Below are 17,643 nucleotides of genomic sequence, written 5' to 3' on the forward strand. Positions count from 1 at the left end.
AATTTTAAGAGAATCATAAACTCCATCTTATGTCTCTCTTCGGAAAAGTAAAGAATACGATCAATTTATTTAAGAACATTGATCTGGATCAGCTCGCCAAGATCAACCAGGCCATTGACCTGCCGGAAGCCATGCAGGCTCTTGGAAATCTTGATGAACGCCAGCTCAAGGGCTTGATGAGAATGCTCAAGACCAAACGCAGAAAAGGTCAGCACGACCTGCCTCCCATTGACGGAGATTTTTACAATCTCGATCTGAAGCTAACTCCGGAACAAAGGGAACTGCAGCTGAAGGTCCGGAATTTCATGGAAGACGAGGTCAGGCCTTTGATCAATGATCACTGGAACCGGGCGAAATTCCCATTTGAGATCATAGACAAGTTCAAAAAACTGAATATTGCCGGAGTTCCTTATGAAGGCTACGGTTGCCCGAATTTGCCTTTTTTGATGGAAGGCATCATCGCCCAGGAAATAGCCAGGGTGGACGTTTCAATTTCAACTTTCTTCGGAGTACACAGCGGACTAGCCATGGGTTCTATCTATTTATGCGGAAGCGAGGCCCAAAAGGAAGAATGGCTGCCCCAGATGCAAAGACTTGAAAAAATAGGCGCCTTCGGATTAACGGAACCCAACGTTGGAAGCGGGGTCGCCGGCGGACTCGAAACCACCTGTACCTATGACGGGGAGAACTGGGTGCTCAACGGGCAGAAAAAATGGATCGGGAATGCCACTTTTGCCGATGTGATCGTGATCTGGGCCCGTGATACCGCTACCAATGAAGTAAAAGGGTTTTTGGTGCGTAAGGAAAATCCCGGCTTTAAGGCTGAAAAAATGGAAGATAAGATGGCGCTGAGGATCGTTCAAAACGCGCTCATCACTTTGACCGATTGCAAGATCCCCGAAAAGGACCGACTCAAAAAGGCCGATTCTTTTAAAGACACCGCGAATGTGTTGCGTATGACAAGGGCCGGGGTAGCCTGGCAGGCAGTGGGCTGCGCCCGCGGCGCTTATGAAAGCGCGCTTAAGTACACCAAGAAAAGAGAACAGTTCGGAAGGCCTATTGCCTCCTACCAGTTGATACAGAATCACCTGGTGGAAATGATCTCCAACCTTACCGCTATGCAAACCCTTTGTTTCCGCCTTTCTGAACTGCAGGATGAAGGCTTACTTACAGATGAACACGCATCGCTCGCGAAGGTATACTGCAGCATGCGCATGCGCGATGTGGTGAGCCGCGCCCGCGAAGTTATGGGCGGTAACGGAATTTTGCTGGAATATGATGTCGCCCGCTTTGTGGCCGATGCTGAAGCTATTTATAGTTACGAAGGCACTAAAGAGATCAATTCCCTGATCGTGGGAAGGGCGATCACTGGTTACAGCGCGTTTGTGAGTTAGACAATTTGGGGATTGGAGATTGGAGAACGGGGATTGGAGATTGGAGATTTGGGATTGGAGATGGGAATTTAAAATCAGCTCTTACTCCTGGATCAAACTCGCAATTAATGTATCTGACTAACGCCTAAATATTTAAAATTCACACTTTCGGATTCCAAAAGACTAACGACTAAAAACTATGTCATTTTTGATCATTCTTCCGAAGAGAGATCCTAAAATATGGATCGAAGCTTTAAAGAGTTCTGACAAGACTCTTGAAGTGGAAACCTATCCCAATATTAAGGATCCTGAGGCGGTAGAATTTATCTTAAGCTGGAAGCATCCGCACGGAATCTTTAAAAAATTCCCGAACCTCAAGGTAATCGCTTCCGTAGGAGCGGGCATCGATCATATAATTTCTGATCCTGATATACCTGCCCATATTAAGATCACCCGGATGGTGGATACCCAGCTCACCCAGGACATGAGCAACTTTGTTCTTTCTCTGGTGCTGGATCGAATTCGGGATATCTCCTTTTATCATTGCCATCACAAATGGGAGCCTAAAATGTATCAACGTCCTGAAGAGTTGCAGGTCGGGATAATGGGTATGGGGGTGTTGGGCATTGCCGTTTCCCAACGTTTGATCAATAATGGTTTCCGGGTTAAGGGTTGGTCTAAGACCCCAAAAAAAATTCCTGGTCTAGACAGCTTTCACGACCAGGAACAGTTAGATAAATTCCTTAAAAAAACTGATATTCTGATCTGCCTGCTTCCGTTGACTTCAGAAACGGAAAATATTCTAAATAAAGACCTTTTCAAAAAACTTCCTAAAAATGCGTATCTTATTAACGTCGCTCGCGGAAGACACCTGGTGGAAAAAGACCTGACGGAAGCATTGAGATCGGGCCAGTTATCAGGTGCCAGTCTGGATGTTTTCCGGGAAGAACCCCTCCCCCCAGATCATGATTTCTGGAAAGAACCAAAGATCAGGATCACCCCCCATATTGCAAGTATCACCAATCCCTCCACGGTAGCTCCTAAAATTATCGAGAACTACCGTAACATGAAAAATGGAAAGCCCCTTAAAAATGTAGTCTCCCGGGAGACAGGATATTAAACTCTAAAGTTAAAGGTATGACAGAGCTGAAAAACATTTTAGTAGCGGTTGATTTCAATGATGCCGTCGGGGAATTACTGGGTTATGCTGAAGGACTGGCAGAAAAGTTCGGGGCCAAAGTATGGGTGCTCTATGTTGCGGAACCAGATCCGGAATTTGTGGGTTACACCACAGGGCCGCAATATATCAGGGATTTTAAAGCCGAAGATCTGAGAGAAGAGCACCGCACCCTGCAAAACATCTGCAAGACCTTCCTGGGAGATGAAATTGAGAAAGAAGCCCTGATGATACAAGGATCAACCGTGGAGACAGTACTGGAAGAAGCCAATAAACTTAAAACCGATCTGCTCATTGTAGGTACTCATAAACACAGTTTTCTTCACAATCTTTTAAATGAAAGTGTTTCCCTCGAACTGCTGAAAAAGGGAAATATACCTATCCTTGCAATACCCATTGAGGAGTGATCTAGAAGCGGTAGATCAAATTAAGCCCGGCAGCCGGGAGAACAGATCCTGTGAAGTCAAATTCGAAATTCCAGATAGATTCTGGAGAGTCCCTTTTCTCCTTTTCTTTCTCAGACAGGATCACAAAAATACCGGCTTCCAATGCTATCGCGAATCTTTCTGATATATTGAATTCCCTACCTACACGGGGAACGAGAAATAAATAAGATACTTCTTCCCATTCAGTTTCAGATTTTGAGTATTCCAGGCCTGCCTTGAAAAACCATGGGCGCAGATCAGTAAATTCTGAACTCCCGCCAAAATGGTAATAATAATCTGCAGCCAGACTATAAATGTCTTCTACCGGGTCGGGGAATGTCCCCACAGAAAAACCAAGCTGTGTTTGATTGAACTGTACCCGCAAACCAAGGTTAATTAGTTCCGGCAGCCCAATTCCTGCGGTTACGTTGATTCCTTGCTGAGGGTATGCCCTCGTTCCCGAAAAAAGGAAAACTAAAAATAGAATTCCTAAAAAGGCCTTTTTCATACCTAAAGGATTTGATTGATTAGTTACAACCTTCCGTTTAAGTTACTCATTAACAACCTTTAAACCTAATTTAAAATTTCGATCTGGATCAGGAAACATTGATTAGACTGGCTTGTACTATCGGCAGAAACCAACATTTCAGAAAACTTTTAAATTAAGTTTATCGAAACCACTTATCTTGCTGTCCTTAAATAATAATCAATTATGGCCTCAGGTATTTTTGCGCTACTGGATGATATTGCAACTTTAATGGACGATGTGGCGGTGATGGGAAAAGTCGCCGGAAAGAAAACCGCCGGGATATTGGGAGATGATCTCGCCGTAAATGCCGAAAAGGCTTCGGGCTTCATGTCTTCCCGCGAATTGCCGGTATTGTGGGCGATCACCAAGGGCTCATTTTTGAACAAACTTATCATTCTCCCGGCAGCTTTCCTGCTCAGCGCTTTCCTGCCGGCCGCCGTAACGGTCATTCTGATCATCGGTGGACTTTACCTGGCCTATGAAGGGGCTGAAAAGATCTATGAATTCTTCTTCCCTCATGCCCATGAAGAGGAAACCCCTAAACTCGAGAAACTTTCTAAAGAGGAAGTCCTGAGCCGGGAAAAGGAAAAGATCAAGTCGGCTATTCTTACAGATTTTATCCTTTCGGTAGAGATCGTCATTATTGCCCTGGGAACTGTGACAACAGCACCGCTGCTGAATCAGGTCCTCGTGGTTTCCCTGATCGCGTTAGTGGCCACAGTGGGTGTTTACGGACTTGTAGCGCTGATCGTACGGATGGACGAATTCGGCGCGAAGCTTATCGACCTCAACGACCGGGATGACAGCTTTTCAGATAAGATAGGTCAGTTTCTGGTAAACGCCTTGCCAAAGGTCATTAAAAGCCTGTCGGTCATTGGGACCATTGCGTTGTTATTGGTTTCAGGAGGCATATTTGTGCATAATATTCATTTCCTGCACGATTTGCTTCCCGGTATCCCGGCAATCATTACCGAGTTCTTAATCGGCCTGGTGGTTGGTTTTGTGGTACTGCTCATCATCAAGATGCTGAGCAAGTTGTGGAAGCAAATCAAGAGCTGAAATAGTTCCTTCAAATTGACTTTTCAGATCCTTTCATTTTCACGGTTTCAGTTCTCCTGTTCCTGCCTGTCCTTAAAAATGCCGTTGTAAATAAAATAACTGGCGAGCCCGGCAAGAAGAGTGGCGAGTATATCCCAGATGTCTATAGGCTTCCCCAGCAAAGGCTGGGCAAGCTCATACACCACCACGCTCAAAGTTCCCAGCTTAATGAGATAATTTCCTTTTTTGGTGTCATTGGACAGAATGGCAATGAGGAAAAAAATAGTGGGTAAAGTGCCAAAAGTATTCCCCAGGGTATCGGCTATATGAAAGTCATAGATCTGGTTCTCGTAAATGTAAGGCCGGTAAATTGGGCGGCCAATGAACTCATAGATGAGCAGGGCCGTGACCCCGATCGCGAAGTTGATCGCCTTATACCTGGTAAATTTCCAGTTCTTCAGTTCTGTTTTGAAGTCGTTGAAGGTCATAGTCTCGAGGATAGGAATAGTATAAATTTAGAAATTATTTATTCCTCCACCTCTTCCAGACCTTCTTAGAAAGAAAATTTACAAAAAAGAGAAATCCTAGGTATATTTTGGAAAGAAGATCCTGAATTGCGTTCCTTCATCGACCTTACTGTCGACCGTGATGCGCGCGTGATGCTCTTCAATGATGTTCTTTACTGAATTAAGTCCCACCCCCATTCCGGAATCTTTGTTAGTGTAGAAAGCGTCAAAGAGTTTTTCCATCTGTCCTTCCTCCAGGCCTTCCCCATTATCTGAGATGCTCAGCACCACTTCAGACTCCTCCTCGCAAATACTAACTTCGATAATACCTTCGTCAGGCATGGTCGCTTCGGAAGCATTTACTACAATATTGAGAATGGCGATCTCCAGTTTTTCCTTGTCGGCCAGAATATCATAGGAACCCGTGTAGTTTTTTGTAACCTCTACTCCCGAAAGATAAATGCGATCTGCTGCCTTTCGTAAACTGTTTTCTACAACTTCAGTAAGGTCCTGCTTAGAAAGTTCAGCAGCTTCATATTTCGAAGAATTCAGAAGATTGTCCACCAATTCTCTAAGGTTGTGGTTACTCCTATCGAGTATCTCCAAATATTTCTTCACTTTTTGTTTTTCAGCCTCCCCCAGTGCTTTGTCCAGCACTTCACTGGCCATGCCAATACTGGCAATAGGATTCCGTAACTCATGGGCCAGGGTACGGGCAATTTCTCCCTGAATGGAAAATCTTCGCGCCTTTAAAAGCTCCTTCTGGGTCTTCTTTTGATTGGTAATATTTCGTGCCAGAAGAATATATTCCTCCAGCCACTTACCCTCTGTGCGTTGAAATACTTTTGCCCTAAAACTAAACCACTCCCATGTATTTTTTTCCAGTTTAAGCCTTACTTCTACATCGTGAACTTCATTGTCTGAAGATCTTATCAGCTTTCTGTGGAGTTCGGTCAGTTTTTCACGGTCACGAGGGTGTAAGTATGGAAGTACGCTTAAAAGCGGCATTCCCTCTATACGCTCTTTTTTTAGCTCTTCCTGCGGAAAAAGATCCTGATTGAGATACTTAATACTGGCAGTCGAGAGATTAATGATAAAGATATATTCCGGCGTCGTGTTCACCAGTTTTTCCTTAAACCTGATATTTTTAGTGAGTTCTCTTTGAGAGAGCTGTAAAGAATGTTCCAGTCTTTTTCGCTCCATGTCTTCCCGGTTCAGCTTTTTTGAAATCCAGGAAGTATAGACCAAGCCCAGGAGGGCATAGGTTATGGTATAAAGCGCAATTCCTAATTCGGTATTAATAGATTTTGACCCTGCTATATATAACAGTAAAACACCCACCACCAGTGGCATCGTGGTCACAAAAGGCAATAGTTTTCTTGCCAGCTTGCTCCCTACTTTGACTCCCGAGAGGAAATCAACATAGCTATTACGAGGATTGACCAGGGACAATGCAAGCGAGAGCAAAAAAAAGCTGATAGCCGTATGAAAAGCCATGGTATTGAAAACCAGTACGCTCGTGGTGGTTACCCCTTGCAAAAAATAAGTAATAACTGCCATAACAGAAACAAGGGCTACAAAGCCAAGAGCATATTTATGTATCCTTGCATAAAGCAGCCGGGTAGATCTTGCTGTGATTAATGCGATCCCGAAGGAGGCGAAACAAAGTCCGGTTGTTCTGGCCATTCGCCCGGGGAAGCTGGTGGAATAGGGATCCTGTATAAACAGGTTATCAATGAACAGGTTCACTGACAGCAGGTATTCTAAAAAGCTGCCAAAACCGATCAATATTATCAGCCAACCTAAAAAGGTTCCCAATGAATTGAGGATCCTATCTTTTTTTACTACCGAGAGCAGCCCAATTCCGGAAAACAAAAACAGCAGGGCTGTGTTGAATTTCATTGTGGGAGCCCCTGAAAAAACACTGAGCACGGCCGGAACCTTTATGGACCATGCCAATAACACTGCCGAAGCAATGCAAATTACTGTTCCCGACATTAGAAATATCTGGGTTAACCGGCGGTTAATTTTTTCTGTTCCTACAGAATAATTACCTGATTCTAAAGCCGTTTTCTCTACCACACAATTTTATATAAACGCCAAAGATAGACTTTAATACCTCTGTATTATTTTTTATTAGGACATTTACAATTAAAATTGCAACTTCAGTTCGAACTGAAGGGTAAAGTCAGCCGGCACAGCCTATTACCCGATTGTTTTTTCACCGGGATATGAATAATTATTTCATTTATTTCAGCTTTTCGGGTTCCGTTCTCTGTAAAGTTTCTCCCCAATCTTGCCTTCATCTCCCAGCGCCCGCCCTTTAATGAGCCAAGCGGTTCCGAAGAAGAACAGTGCCAGGGCTTCCAGGATAAGCGTGGAATAGTCGAACCATTCAAATTTTGCCGCAACCGGAAGCAGAATGATTAAGACGAGGATCGCTCTTCCGCAAAACCTGTAAATATTGTTCTCATTAAGGGTACTTACGGGTATATTTTCAGCTTTACTCTGCCCTATGGTGAAGACATTAATTGCCAGCAGGGCGAAAATTCCAAAGAGCAAAGCCGCAAAGAGATAGTGCAGTTTGCTCAACCAGGAAAAATAATACGGGATCAGGCTATAGACTTCCTGGTGTTCCCCTCTCGGGGCATCGGGAATAAATGCCACCCCAATGGCCATAACCCCAGCGATATTGGTAAGCAGCTGGCCATTCTTCCACAATGAGGGATCGCGATGCCCCCGGTAAGAGATCATGAACAAGCCCACAGCGGCTAAAGTCCCGGTGAAAATGTCGCGCAGGTTGGTATAGTAATAAGCACTGATGGAAGGCTGGATCTCGGTTTTAAAAACAGGGATCAGTGAAAATCCCACCAGCAGAACCGGCAGGCCGATCCCAAGATATCCAATAGCCTGTCTAAGTCTGCGGTAGGTAAAAAAATGATTGGGGTCTGGTTTACTCAAATTCAGTTGTTTAGTTCTCACTAAGATAATCTTTCTTTACAACCTAAAAAGTCAGAACTATGACCGGGTATTTTTTCGAGGTGAGGCTTCGGCAAGCATATAAAAATAATCTTTTACCAATTGGCCCGGGGTACTCAGGCATCTTTATGAAAACCTCGAATAGTCCATGCATCCGCCTCTATTGAGAGAACTGAGAGTATCTTCCAGTTCGCCTTCCAAAAGATTTCCGGTTTTCTTTTGACAAAAGGGACAGGGATTAATATCACCATCTGTATCAACATAAAATCCTTTATAACCACCGCTAAAACATCCGTGCCGGCGCTGGTAGTATCCATGATAGGTGATGATGGGATAAGAAAGAAATTTGGACGAGAAATTAAATTCAGTGTAAATTTCTTCAATGAGCTCATGATGCTCCGGAAGTAAAAGCACATCTTTTCCGTAGAAATGACCTACGGCTTTAGGTTCCAGAAACTGAACAAAGGCGACGCCCATATTTTTGGCCATTTCCATATATTTCATAAGATTCTCACGGCTCGCAAATTCCCTGGTGATACAAACTGAAAGAGCAACCACAAAGCCCTGCTCCAGTGCATTCTTCACCGCGGTTTGTGCCCAGAAGAAAGCATCTTTAAACCCCCTGAACTTGTTGTGAAGTGCAGGCTCAAAATGGTCCAGGCTCACAAAAACGCCTGTAAGACCGGCCGTTTTCAAAAGCTTCGCGTTTTCCTTCGTAAACTTAAATCCTGAAGTGTCTATCCAGAATGAAGTAGATCTAATATCCGCGGCATTAAGGATCTCAAGGATCCGGTCCACCTTTAGAAGCGGCTCCCCACCTGAAAATTGTATTTCACTCACCCCCTGCTTTTGAAGCTTTTGTACAATTTCAATAAGCTGAGCAGTAGAGAGATTTTCCTTTTTATTGAGGCTTTCCCATTCAAAACAATGATCGCATTGAAGAGCGCATTTTTTCGTAATTGCAACAATTATGTTATTAAACCTATAGATTTCCTTATTTACAGGCTTAAAGTCATTTAACTGGCTTATCATGAATTTCTTATAAGTACTCCCCTTATAAGCAGGCCCATACAGGTATGGATAATAATCGCCATCTATCTGTGCTATTTTCTTTAGCTTGAAATCTCCAATAAATTTTTTTCTAAGTCTTAGCAGGTAATCAATTCCACGAAGCACATCCATAAGATTTCCATAGCATTCCCAGGCTATTTTAATGAGGCTGAAAATAATCCGGCTATGGATGTAGTTCTTTCGCCAGCCACTAATGATCCTGGAACGGGTGGTAGTACCTGCCTGAAGTTTTTCAGCGGTATCCTCTTCCCGGTGCGGAGCTTTTGTGATAGTTTCAGTTTCCATAAGTTAAGGCTAGGTCAAGCATTTCTTCATCAATGAACTTCTGGTATTGTTCTTCGGAAAACAGGCTGAACCTGCCCTTCTCCCTGAACTTTTCCAGTTTCGCGAAATTCGGTATTCCTTTATAGTCCCTTATATAGGTATAATAGCCTCTGTTCTTCAAAAAGGCAGTGGAACTCAGGTTATCGTTACCTCGCTCGTGTTTGAAAATGACCGTTACTTCATTTCCTATTTCAGGTTGGGTCAGGTATTTCCCATCTGTCTTCGTTAGCAGGTCTGTAACATCCTGCCCATTCTCATCTACCGCAAATGACGGCTCCAATACAACCTCTTTTAATGGAACATTTTCTGAAAAATCTATTCCGGCGCGATCAATTTCCCAGAACATAAAACCGGTTTCGAGTTTTAGAACAACATTTTCCTGCATGTCACCTGTCAGGTCTATTGGCACCACCATATCCCTGAAAGCGAGAGGTCCAACAGTGATCACCTGCTCAACCAGGTCCCAGCCGTCATTGGTCTTTAAATAGACGGAAAGCGGAATATTTTGATCTACCGCCCATTGTTTAGATTCCTCTCCGGGCATTTCCAATTGATCCTTCTGAAAAGTGTTGTAATAGTACCCGAACTGTTCATTGAATTTTCCGAAAGTATAATCCAGCCAGAAAGAATTTTTAGCAGTAAGAAAAAGTTTTGCCTGTTTTGCTCCTGCAGGTTTTGCAAATTCCAGGATCAAACTTCTGGAACCGTCTGCGGTTCCAGATCCTGAATCAAATAAAAATGACTTTGAATCCTGCTCAAGCAGTACCGGAAGAGCCTCGTTTAGATCATCATAGGTTGCCTTTTCCGGTGCCTGTATTTGGGAAAAACTATGGGGTTTCCCCTTCTTATCCAGAAGAACCTGTACATCTTCGGGATGCTCTAAAACGATCAGTTGCAGCAGGTCTGTATGTTGAATTTCATACAGTTCATTGGTAACTTTTATGATATATTCCTCGTCGGCGGTATTCAGCCGGGGCATCGGCAGGTAGTCGTCCCGCTGGATATTAGGAGTGATAGCTCCGGGATATAATTCTCCCTGGAAAACGTATTCCCGGCCATCCTTCACGTAAATGAACGGACACGAGCTTTTTGTTAAAGCAACAATAGCTACTGCAACAGCCATGACAGCTACAGTGGTGCCCACCACATTAATAACCGACTTTCCGGTATTCGGATTATTGACCGAAACAGAATCCATCTCGGAAAAAGGAATGCTCACCTCGTCACCCAGGGTAAAGTTCAGGTCCTGGCTCGTATAAAAATGTACTTCATTCAATGGATCCTTTGATCCTCGTTTATATCTGTAGGTCTTATTATTTTGAGGTTGTGGCAAGTTGTGCCTTTCATTAATTGCGGTAAGTTTCCCCTTTAATTCTTTTTTATCATCATCCACGGTCACCTCATTGAGATGCATCATTTGATTTCCCGAATGAATGATAACGTATCTCTCTTCGGGTTCAAGCTTTTTTATCTGGATCTCAGGCGGTGTATTTAAAGGAGTCTTCTTCACCTTATAATAGGAACAGCCACTAAAACCCAGGAACACCAGCAAAAGAATAAACGACAGAAGCCGACTTCCGGTAAATTTATGAAGTCGCAGGACCAGACAGATAAACCTGATTGATTTCATAATATATAGAATAAAAAGTTACGTCCTGAACGCTCTTATCCTGCTGAAAACCAGATAATAAAAACGGTAATGTGGAGGGATTCTATCTAATTTAAGAAAAAAAATCAGTCATTAATATTTTTAAGTGACTGATTTTTAGATTATTCCTGTAGAAAAAGTATATCGAATGATCTTTCCCTGTCGAGGAAGTATTATCCAACCTGAGCTCGACAAGGGACTAAGCCGTCAGTTCGGGTGTTGTTGTGAAACGCGGTGAACAAAAATGTACCGAGAACAGAGGCGTCTCTGAAATTCCTTGTGTTCGGAACAATCCCGATAATAATTGGGCTCACTCGAACTGACGGGGAAGTTCAGAAGGGTGTCAAAAATGTCATTTTTGATTTGTACTTGGGTGGAATGACTTAGGTAAAAAATCTATTCGTAAGTGTAATAGAATTTCCCATTGGTAATCGTATAATTTGGGGTAGCAGAGTCATCATAAAGCTCGGCGACCGTGGTGAACTCAAAAGTTCCTTGGACCGTTTTTGCCGACGTATTTACATCTGTAATGACAATGGTTCCTTCTTTTGTGTCCGTTGGATCTTCACTTGAAGGATGGACGAAACCAATGTAATGTGAGGGTTTTTCCTCAAAGGTTTCCTTCCCGATCGCATAAGTACCAACGGCTATATCGCTTTTCTTCAGCCAAATGTTGATCTCGGTAAGCGTATCCCATTCGTAACCCTTTCTCGCTTGCAGCAAAATATATTCTTCGGTAGGATACCTGTTCCAAATGGTATAATCGGAAAATTCATTATCCCCAAAAGGCGTGTTGGCCTGGAAGAGCTCGCCGTTGATCTCAGCCGTCATGGCGAATTCCGGAGTGGGCTCTTTCTCATCATCAGATTCTGAAGTGGAGCAGGAAAAAAGACATAATAATACGGCCGTAAGGAGGAAAAATTTCTTCATTAGTTGGTTGTTTGGTTAGTTAAAAACAAGCCGATCCTACGTCGTAGGGAAGAAAAGTAAAAGCAGCCAATGATCTAATTTAGAAAATATCCTTAAAGTTTTTATCAAAAAAATGAAAATTATTTATCATTTTTAAAAAAATTCAACTCTTTAAGTATCACTACCATGAAATCAAAAAACATATTTTATAGATGATGCTTCACAGGAAACTGCGGGCATCGTTTTTTTTTGAGGGCGGAAAAATGTTCTTGTGAACTATTATTTCAACGGAATAGAAAGCCCGACGGCAGCTGCCCCGGAAAATTGCTGCACGCTGTCGTGGAAATAGTATGTAAATTCGAGATTGACCCGGTGATCGGGTCCTAATCCTACTCCCAGCGTGAAAGGAAAATGGAATAAGAGTCCGCTTTGTTCTTTCCCGGTCAAGGGTGTATAGGTTTCAAATGAGCCCAGGGAAGCTCCATAGCCCAATTCAATATAAGGCGCAAACCAGGGAATAGGTGCGGTGATCCGTGTTTTTCCTCCAAATAAAGCGGCACTTGATGTTGACCTGTAACCTTTCTCCTTTTCTTCATCCTCAATTTTCTCGGCTATGATCATTCCCAGGTAGGCCCTGACATCGATCCAGCTAGCCAGGTGAAGCACATATTCTCCCTGTGCATAAAATCCGGAACCTATAACATCATATTCATCATAGGGCGCACTTATTCCCATACCTATGGAAACATCAACAGATCTTTCTTTAACAACCTGGGCATGTGCCCCGGTAGAACCCAGAATAAACAGGACTACCAGAAATAATTTTCTCATATAGCAGCAATTAGTTGTACATCTCCGGGGTTACAGAGATCTCTGTGACGAATTCACCGTTCCTGTCAAAATAATTATAGTCAAGGGTAATATTATTATCACGGAAGACCTTGACATCCGGATTGATCTTCAAACTTTCGATAATTCCGGAGCGTATGTATTTGTTGACCGTGTCAAAATTAACTTCAGATCTTTCTGTTTCCAACAGGGTGTAATAGTATATTAAATTCGTTTTCCCTTTGGAGGAAGCACTGTCTAACCTCGTCAACTGGTCGACCTGTATGGGGCTTTGTTTGTTTATTTCCACAGCGACCTTTTTTAGTTCCTTTTCCATATCCGGCTTAAAAATTTGCTGTACCCCGTAATAGGTCAGGGCAAACGCAATTGCTCCAACTGCGAATCCTATGATGTTCCCTTTTTTAGAAGCTTGTTTATCCATTTTTATTTTGCTTTGATTCTGAAATATTCTGCTAAGGAGATATTTTTAATTTGGAATTTATCCTTTCAACGGATCGTATTCTATTACTTTTGGAGCTTCAGCGCCCAGGTCAATATAAAAAATATGAGACCCGTCTTTTTCATCGAAATCCTTGTCTCCATCGGTATCCTCCCGGGTTTTAAAATAAACCCGGTTCATTTCGTCGATTATGGTGAATTCCTCAAAATTCTGATCTTTAGCAGTAAGCTTTCTAAAGTTCCCTCCACTGATCGTACTTATGTACAGGGAACTGACATCTTTTGAATCTAGCTTATCATCCCCATTCGAGTCGCGGTCACACACCTCATAAAGGAGGAATTCCTTCCCCGTATTTTGGAAGATCCCTCTAAGAAACTGCACCGAAGTGATGATGACCTTTTCATTTGTAAGCGTCAGCATTTCTTCGGAATCCACCTGCTGAAATTTGATATTGGTAAATCTCCCGTTAATGGCATCTGAAGACCTGTAAACTCCTGCTGAAGTTCCCGAGCTGTAATAGCCTGAACTCCTCAAACTAAGATCTCCAATAGGGTGTAACAGGTAATCTGTACTGTCGATCTGTACCGGAAGGTGAGCCACCACCTTCAATTCTTCAGTTTCCGGCTCTGGTTGAGATCCTGAAGCCAGGGGCCTTTCGAGTTTGTCTACGCAGCTTGTAAGTAACAGCGATATAAAAAGAATAAGGAAGAGTTTCTGATATGTAAATTGATTAAGTATCATTAAATTAAAGTTTATTGACCAGGAGATATTGCACATCCACGAACTCGATCGAATTAATTCCGTAATCCAATGACTCCTCCAGGTCATAGGTGAGGATACAACTGGAGCCGGCGGCAATCTCATAGCAGGGTACCGCAGCATCTCTGGAATAACTTAGCGTAGAAACCATACCGTTAATATTGACCGTTAAAACCGGCACTCCCGTTATGGGATGATCATTGGGATTATCCAGCCTGATCTCAAACTGAAGCCTGCTAGTATTGTTACCTGTGTCTGGGGTAAAAACAAAACTCAGCACTTCGTAAGAGAAGTTTTCCAATTTTACCGGCTCGATCAATACAGCCTCCTCGGGTTCTGATGCGTCACATGGCACCTCTTGCGTAGTATCATAGCTATACGCCTGATTATTCACATAATAAAATTGAGGAATGGTAATGGTCTTCATACAATCATCATCTGTAGAGCATCCCACATTTAGGGCTGCCAGGCATACGAAGAGAAAAGGAAGGAAGTTTTTCATGTTTGGGGCTTAGGTAATAGTTTATTTGAGACTGAAATAACTGGCTTCGCGGAGCGTGCCTTCTTATAATGAACTAATGATAAGAGCGATCATCAAAGTCACGATAAAAAATACCAACTCCCCATAAATTGCAGTGGCTCCAGGATGTAGGGAAGAAAAGCCGGATCCGCTGCAATATCTAAATTATAAAATTTTCTTAAAATAATTGAGGGTCCGTTAATAAAAGTTTAATGCTTCCAATCAAATTTTTTAGACCCTGTAAAAACCTGAAAGATCCAGGCCTGAAGGCGGGCTACTTTTTTCTTAATTCCTCAATTTCATACAGCAACCTCTTTCTTTCTTTATCCTCGTATTCTTTCATCTTCTGTTCTGCTGTTTTCTCATCAACCTCATGACCGGGAAAAGGCGGCGGCGGAGGCGGATACAGATAAGGTCTTTTGAACATTCGGGTTGGACTGCATATGCTGGCATAAAAACTTTTACCAGACACCAGACCGTAAAATAAGCCGTCTCCTTCCTCTGCGAAATAATAATCGCAACTGGACCCTTCATAACCCGGTTTTAAAACCTGCCCGACGTTTAAACTTCCTTTAAAAACTTCCTTAACCTCGATCCTTAGTCCATTAGCGTCTTTAACGATCTTGCCGATGAATATTTCCTCGTAATAACTGAAACTGTCTTCAATTAATTTGTCGTGATCTTCCATGGAGGCACAATCACAAGCGAGCGCCGGGGCTGACTGAAGCATGAAAATAAGGATCAGTATTTGGGCAGGGCGCATCATAGCTTTCGAAATAAAATTTTTGATCATATAGTCAGAGCCACTTTAACGAAACCTGGTATGGCTGCCGCAGGCGCAAAGTCAGGATAAAATAAGACTATTTTGTCAGAACATTTCCGTACCTCCTAATTTAAAATATACTCTTCAATCCTACGTAACACCTCTTCATCCTTTACAATGTTCAAATGGTTCACATTTTCTATGACCTGTACCTCAGTATAGCCGGAAGCGGGACTGAAGACCTCTTTAAATTTATCGGGATAAAAACTTTCATCTTCACCCCCCACTAAGACCAGGGAACTTGTTTGAAGTTTCGCAATGTCCTCTTCATAATTCCTGGGTGCAAAGTTTACTGCCATCCGATAAGAATAAGATCCAGCTTGCAAAGAATCCTGGTAGGCCGGCGGCCTGTTAAAGAACAGCACCGGTTTTTCATTGAATCCCTGAATACCCAGAGTATTCAACATGGCTATTCCAACCCATCTTTTGATACCGACTGTTACCCAGCCACCACTATTCTGTTTTACAGTAGGGGATTCATGTCCCAGGTAAGGCGCGATCATTATAGCTTTATCAACTTTTGCTAAGTTAGAACCGGTAACATATCTTAAAACCAAACCACCTCCTGATGAATGTCCCGCTAAAATAATTTTCTGAGCCCCCAAACTATCTTTTGCGTATTTGACAATATCTTCAATATCCTCTTCCAATTGACCAATATATTTTATGTCAGGCTGATGTTTAAGATTGCGGCCATGCCCCCTCAGGTCCGGTGTAATTACGGTAGCGATGCTGTCTTGAGAGATCTTTCCGGCTAATAGTTCCAGGTACCGGCTTTCAGATCCGCTGCCATGGATTAAGATCAAAACGGTATTGGACCGGCCAGGATAAATTTTACTGTACAATTCACTGTTATCACGCATTTTGATCCACTGCTCATATTTATCATACGTTTTTACCGAAAGCGTATCAATAGAACTGTAATCGTAGTTTTCGACATTTTTCTTTCTTTCAATTGGCCAGTTTATGAGCGTAAATGCCGTAATAAAGAATAAACATACATTCACCGCTAAAAAGATAAGTACCCGCTTTAAAATTTTGTTCATGGTTAGATATTGATTTATAACTAAAAGTATTTTTAGCCATTGATCCTTCTTAAAACAATGGCTGAGTTACCACATATTGGTGCCGCAGGCGCAAAGTCAGGAGACTTTGCGGAGCCGGGACTTTGCGGAGCGGGGCAACTGGCTTTATTGAACGAACAAAAATTTATACAATACATTGGATAATATTCCAATAATTAAACTCAAGATAATCGTTCCGAAATATTTTGCCCACCTTCTCTTGTATGATTTCAGTTTCTTTATTTTATGTTTTTCAGTTTCTTTTGTTAATCGGACAAAACTGGGGGAGCTAAAAATTTCGAATCTTTCTAATATCACAATAGTGATTCTAGTTAAAACGTATATTCCGAAAAATAGAAAAATTAGATTTCCGTAATGTTTGACCAAAACTGATGTATCTGTTACATCTAAAATTTGGTTTGTTTTACTAATACTAAAGATTAATGTAATTCCAAATAAAAATACAGAAACTATATTTTCAACTGCGTCATCATTGTATTTGAAGAAGTCTAAAAATTTAGAGTCTTTGTTTGTAATAGTATTTATATGTTTTGACAATAACCCTTCAATATCTGCTCCCCAAGTGCGTGCTGTATGAGAGATTCTAAATCCCACAACATTGCGGTATGGGTGATAAAACTCGTCCATACTTCCCACAGGATTACCATCATTTGATGTTTGGAAAGAAATAGAGATCTCTTGTTTTTCGAACGAATCTTTATCTCGAAATTTTAATAGATATTGCCAAGTAAGATGCACTGAAACCGATACTAATGGTAATGTTTCGTTATAATTTACTAAATGGTCAAATCCGTTAAGTGTTACTGTGGAGTTGTCATCATAATAAATTGTGGCTCTGAATTGAATTAACCTGGAATCATTTTGTTGATTGATCCTCTGATGAAGTAATTGATATAAAGCTATCAAGTTATCTTTATCAATATCAAAAGTACCTGTGAAACGTTTAGTGATAGTTTGAGGTTTGCCTAATAAACTGACTATAAAATCCTTGAATTGTTCTTCATTAAACGGTAAAGCAACTTGTCCAGAAGTTGTTTGGTAAGGATTCGAACTTTGGTTGTTTTCAATCATATGTGTATTCTTTTTTTTCAGCTTGTTGCCAACGTACTACTAAATGCACTCTGTTACGTTAATATGTATTACACCGGTTAAAAACCGGTTATTTATATTTGTAGGGGGAATTGTTAAA

At 42.0% G+C, this 17,643-nt stretch carries 18 protein-coding genes; 4 read left to right on the plus strand and 14 right to left on the minus strand.

Annotated features, from left to right (window positions below; all coding sequences use genetic code 11):
• Window positions 1–29: 29 nt before the first annotated feature.
• From ACFQ1G_RS06790 to ACFQ1G_RS06800, 3 genes are all read left to right on the plus strand, one after another.
• A complete protein-coding gene (locus ACFQ1G_RS06790; RefSeq protein ID WP_380737861.1) occupies window positions 30–1,394 on the plus strand; it encodes an acyl-CoA dehydrogenase family protein in 1,365 nt (454 codons plus the stop codon).
• A gap of 178 nt (window positions 1,395–1,572) precedes the next feature.
• The gene (locus ACFQ1G_RS06795) at window positions 1,573–2,493 is read left to right on the plus strand and encodes a 2-hydroxyacid dehydrogenase (protein WP_380737862.1); all 921 of its coding nucleotides are present in this window, start codon (window positions 1,573–1,575) and stop codon (window positions 2,491–2,493) included.
• 17 nt (window positions 2,494–2,510) lie between these two features.
• Window positions 2,511–2,957 carry a universal stress protein gene (locus tag ACFQ1G_RS06800; protein WP_380737864.1) on the plus strand — a complete coding sequence of 149 codons (447 nt, stop codon included), beginning with the start codon at window positions 2,511–2,513 and terminating at the stop codon, window positions 2,955–2,957.
• 1 nt (window position 2,958) lies between these two features.
• On the opposite strand, the gene ACFQ1G_RS06805 is transcribed toward ACFQ1G_RS06800, so the two are convergent.
• The gene (locus ACFQ1G_RS06805; RefSeq protein WP_380737865.1) at window positions 2,959–3,483 is read right to left on the minus strand and encodes a hypothetical protein; all 525 of its coding nucleotides are present in this window, start codon (window positions 3,481–3,483) and stop codon (window positions 2,959–2,961) included.
• Window positions 3,484–3,687: 204 nt separating this feature from the next.
• Here ACFQ1G_RS06805 and ACFQ1G_RS06810 point away from each other — a divergent pair, with 204 nt between their 5' ends.
• Window positions 3,688–4,563: a DUF808 domain-containing protein gene (locus ACFQ1G_RS06810; protein WP_380737867.1), complete on the plus strand. Its 876-nt coding sequence runs from the start codon at window positions 3,688–3,690 to the stop codon at window positions 4,561–4,563.
• A 47-nt stretch (window positions 4,564–4,610) separates the two neighbouring features.
• Here ACFQ1G_RS06810 and ACFQ1G_RS06815 read toward each other — a convergent pair whose 3' ends face one another.
• The 13 genes from ACFQ1G_RS06815 to ACFQ1G_RS06875 form a co-directional block, all read right to left on the minus strand.
• Complete coding sequence (locus tag ACFQ1G_RS06815; protein WP_380737868.1) at window positions 4,611–5,030, minus strand: hypothetical protein; 420 nt, start codon at window positions 5,028–5,030, stop codon at window positions 4,611–4,613.
• A gap of 96 nt (window positions 5,031–5,126) precedes the next feature.
• Window positions 5,127–7,046 (minus strand): two-component system sensor histidine kinase NtrB, encoded by a 1,920-nt coding sequence (locus ACFQ1G_RS06820; protein WP_380737870.1) that lies wholly within the window; start codon window positions 7,044–7,046, stop codon window positions 5,127–5,129.
• 255 nt (window positions 7,047–7,301) lie between these two features.
• Entirely contained in the window at window positions 7,302–8,009 is a 708-nt protein-coding gene (locus tag ACFQ1G_RS06825) for a hypothetical protein (protein WP_380737872.1), read from the minus strand.
• Between the two features lie 144 nt (window positions 8,010–8,153).
• Window positions 8,154–9,383, minus strand: coding sequence for a radical SAM/SPASM domain-containing protein (locus ACFQ1G_RS06830; protein WP_380737874.1), 1,230 nt, complete (start codon window positions 9,381–9,383; stop codon window positions 8,154–8,156).
• Window positions 9,373–11,052, minus strand: coding sequence for a hypothetical protein (locus tag ACFQ1G_RS06835; RefSeq protein WP_380737876.1), 1,680 nt, complete (start codon window positions 11,050–11,052; stop codon window positions 9,373–9,375). Before ACFQ1G_RS06835 ends, ACFQ1G_RS06830 begins: the two co-directional genes overlap by 11 nt.
• Before the next feature lie 414 nt (window positions 11,053–11,466).
• Window positions 11,467–12,000 (minus strand): DUF6252 family protein, encoded by a 534-nt coding sequence (locus tag ACFQ1G_RS06840; protein ID WP_380737878.1) that lies wholly within the window; start codon window positions 11,998–12,000, stop codon window positions 11,467–11,469.
• Between the two features lie 258 nt (window positions 12,001–12,258).
• The gene (locus ACFQ1G_RS06845) at window positions 12,259–12,810 is read right to left on the minus strand and encodes a hypothetical protein (protein WP_380737881.1); all 552 of its coding nucleotides are present in this window, start codon (window positions 12,808–12,810) and stop codon (window positions 12,259–12,261) included.
• A gap of 10 nt (window positions 12,811–12,820) precedes the next feature.
• A complete protein-coding gene (locus tag ACFQ1G_RS06850) occupies window positions 12,821–13,249 on the minus strand; it encodes a hypothetical protein (protein ID WP_380737883.1) in 429 nt (142 codons plus the stop codon).
• 57 nt (window positions 13,250–13,306) lie between these two features.
• A complete protein-coding gene (locus ACFQ1G_RS06855; protein ID WP_380737885.1) occupies window positions 13,307–14,008 on the minus strand; it encodes a hypothetical protein in 702 nt (233 codons plus the stop codon).
• Between the two features lie 4 nt (window positions 14,009–14,012).
• Window positions 14,013–14,528, minus strand: coding sequence for a hypothetical protein (locus ACFQ1G_RS06860; RefSeq protein WP_380737887.1), 516 nt, complete (start codon window positions 14,526–14,528; stop codon window positions 14,013–14,015).
• A 292-nt stretch (window positions 14,529–14,820) separates the two neighbouring features.
• Window positions 14,821–15,339: a hypothetical protein gene (locus ACFQ1G_RS06865; protein WP_380737889.1), complete on the minus strand. Its 519-nt coding sequence runs from the start codon at window positions 15,337–15,339 to the stop codon at window positions 14,821–14,823.
• Window positions 15,340–15,434: 95 nt separating this feature from the next.
• A complete protein-coding gene (locus tag ACFQ1G_RS06870; RefSeq protein ID WP_380737891.1) occupies window positions 15,435–16,415 on the minus strand; it encodes an alpha/beta hydrolase in 981 nt (326 codons plus the stop codon).
• A 144-nt stretch (window positions 16,416–16,559) separates the two neighbouring features.
• Window positions 16,560–17,525: a hypothetical protein gene (locus ACFQ1G_RS06875; RefSeq protein WP_380737894.1), complete on the minus strand. Its 966-nt coding sequence runs from the start codon at window positions 17,523–17,525 to the stop codon at window positions 16,560–16,562.
• Window positions 17,526–17,643: the final 118 nt, after the last annotated feature.

This window comes from Salinimicrobium gaetbulicola (genome assembly GCF_042676025.1).
Classification (GTDB): Bacteria; Bacteroidota; Bacteroidia; order Flavobacteriales; family Flavobacteriaceae; genus Salinimicrobium; species Salinimicrobium gaetbulicola.

Excerpts from the sequence above, each read along its gene's own strand:
- ACFQ1G_RS06835 (WP_380737876.1), bottom strand. The coding sequence starts at position 11,052 with ATGAAATCAATCAGGTTTATCTGTCTGGTCCTGCGACTTCATAAATTT.
- ACFQ1G_RS06830 (WP_380737874.1), bottom strand. The coding sequence starts at position 9,383 with ATGGAAACTGAAACTATCACAAAAGCTCCGCACCGGGAAGAGGATACC.
- ACFQ1G_RS06790 (WP_380737861.1), top strand. The coding sequence starts at position 30 with ATGTCTCTCTTCGGAAAAGTAAAGAATACGATCAATTTATTTAAGAAC.
- ACFQ1G_RS06840 (WP_380737878.1), bottom strand. The coding sequence starts at position 12,000 with ATGAAGAAATTTTTCCTCCTTACGGCCGTATTATTATGTCTTTTTTCC.
- ACFQ1G_RS06810 (WP_380737867.1), top strand. The coding sequence starts at position 3,688 with ATGGCCTCAGGTATTTTTGCGCTACTGGATGATATTGCAACTTTAATG.
- ACFQ1G_RS06845 (WP_380737881.1), bottom strand. The coding sequence starts at position 12,810 with ATGAGAAAATTATTTCTGGTAGTCCTGTTTATTCTGGGTTCTACCGGG.
- ACFQ1G_RS06875 (WP_380737894.1), bottom strand. The coding sequence starts at position 17,525 with ATGATTGAAAACAACCAAAGTTCGAATCCTTACCAAACAACTTCTGGA.
- ACFQ1G_RS06865 (WP_380737889.1), bottom strand. The coding sequence starts at position 15,339 with ATGATCAAAAATTTTATTTCGAAAGCTATGATGCGCCCTGCCCAAATA.
- ACFQ1G_RS06870 (WP_380737891.1), bottom strand. The coding sequence starts at position 16,415 with ATGAACAAAATTTTAAAGCGGGTACTTATCTTTTTAGCGGTGAATGTA.
- ACFQ1G_RS06820 (WP_380737870.1), bottom strand. The coding sequence starts at position 7,046 with ATGTCGGGAACAGTAATTTGCATTGCTTCGGCAGTGTTATTGGCATGG.
- ACFQ1G_RS06850 (WP_380737883.1), bottom strand. The coding sequence starts at position 13,249 with ATGGATAAACAAGCTTCTAAAAAAGGGAACATCATAGGATTCGCAGTT.
- ACFQ1G_RS06815 (WP_380737868.1), bottom strand. The coding sequence starts at position 5,030 with ATGACCTTCAACGACTTCAAAACAGAACTGAAGAACTGGAAATTTACC.
- ACFQ1G_RS06800 (WP_380737864.1), top strand. The coding sequence starts at position 2,511 with ATGACAGAGCTGAAAAACATTTTAGTAGCGGTTGATTTCAATGATGCC.
- ACFQ1G_RS06860 (WP_380737887.1), bottom strand. The coding sequence starts at position 14,528 with ATGAAAAACTTCCTTCCTTTTCTCTTCGTATGCCTGGCAGCCCTAAAT.
- ACFQ1G_RS06805 (WP_380737865.1), bottom strand. The coding sequence starts at position 3,483 with ATGAAAAAGGCCTTTTTAGGAATTCTATTTTTAGTTTTCCTTTTTTCG.
- ACFQ1G_RS06795 (WP_380737862.1), top strand. The coding sequence starts at position 1,573 with ATGTCATTTTTGATCATTCTTCCGAAGAGAGATCCTAAAATATGGATC.
- ACFQ1G_RS06855 (WP_380737885.1), bottom strand. The coding sequence starts at position 14,008 with ATGATACTTAATCAATTTACATATCAGAAACTCTTCCTTATTCTTTTT.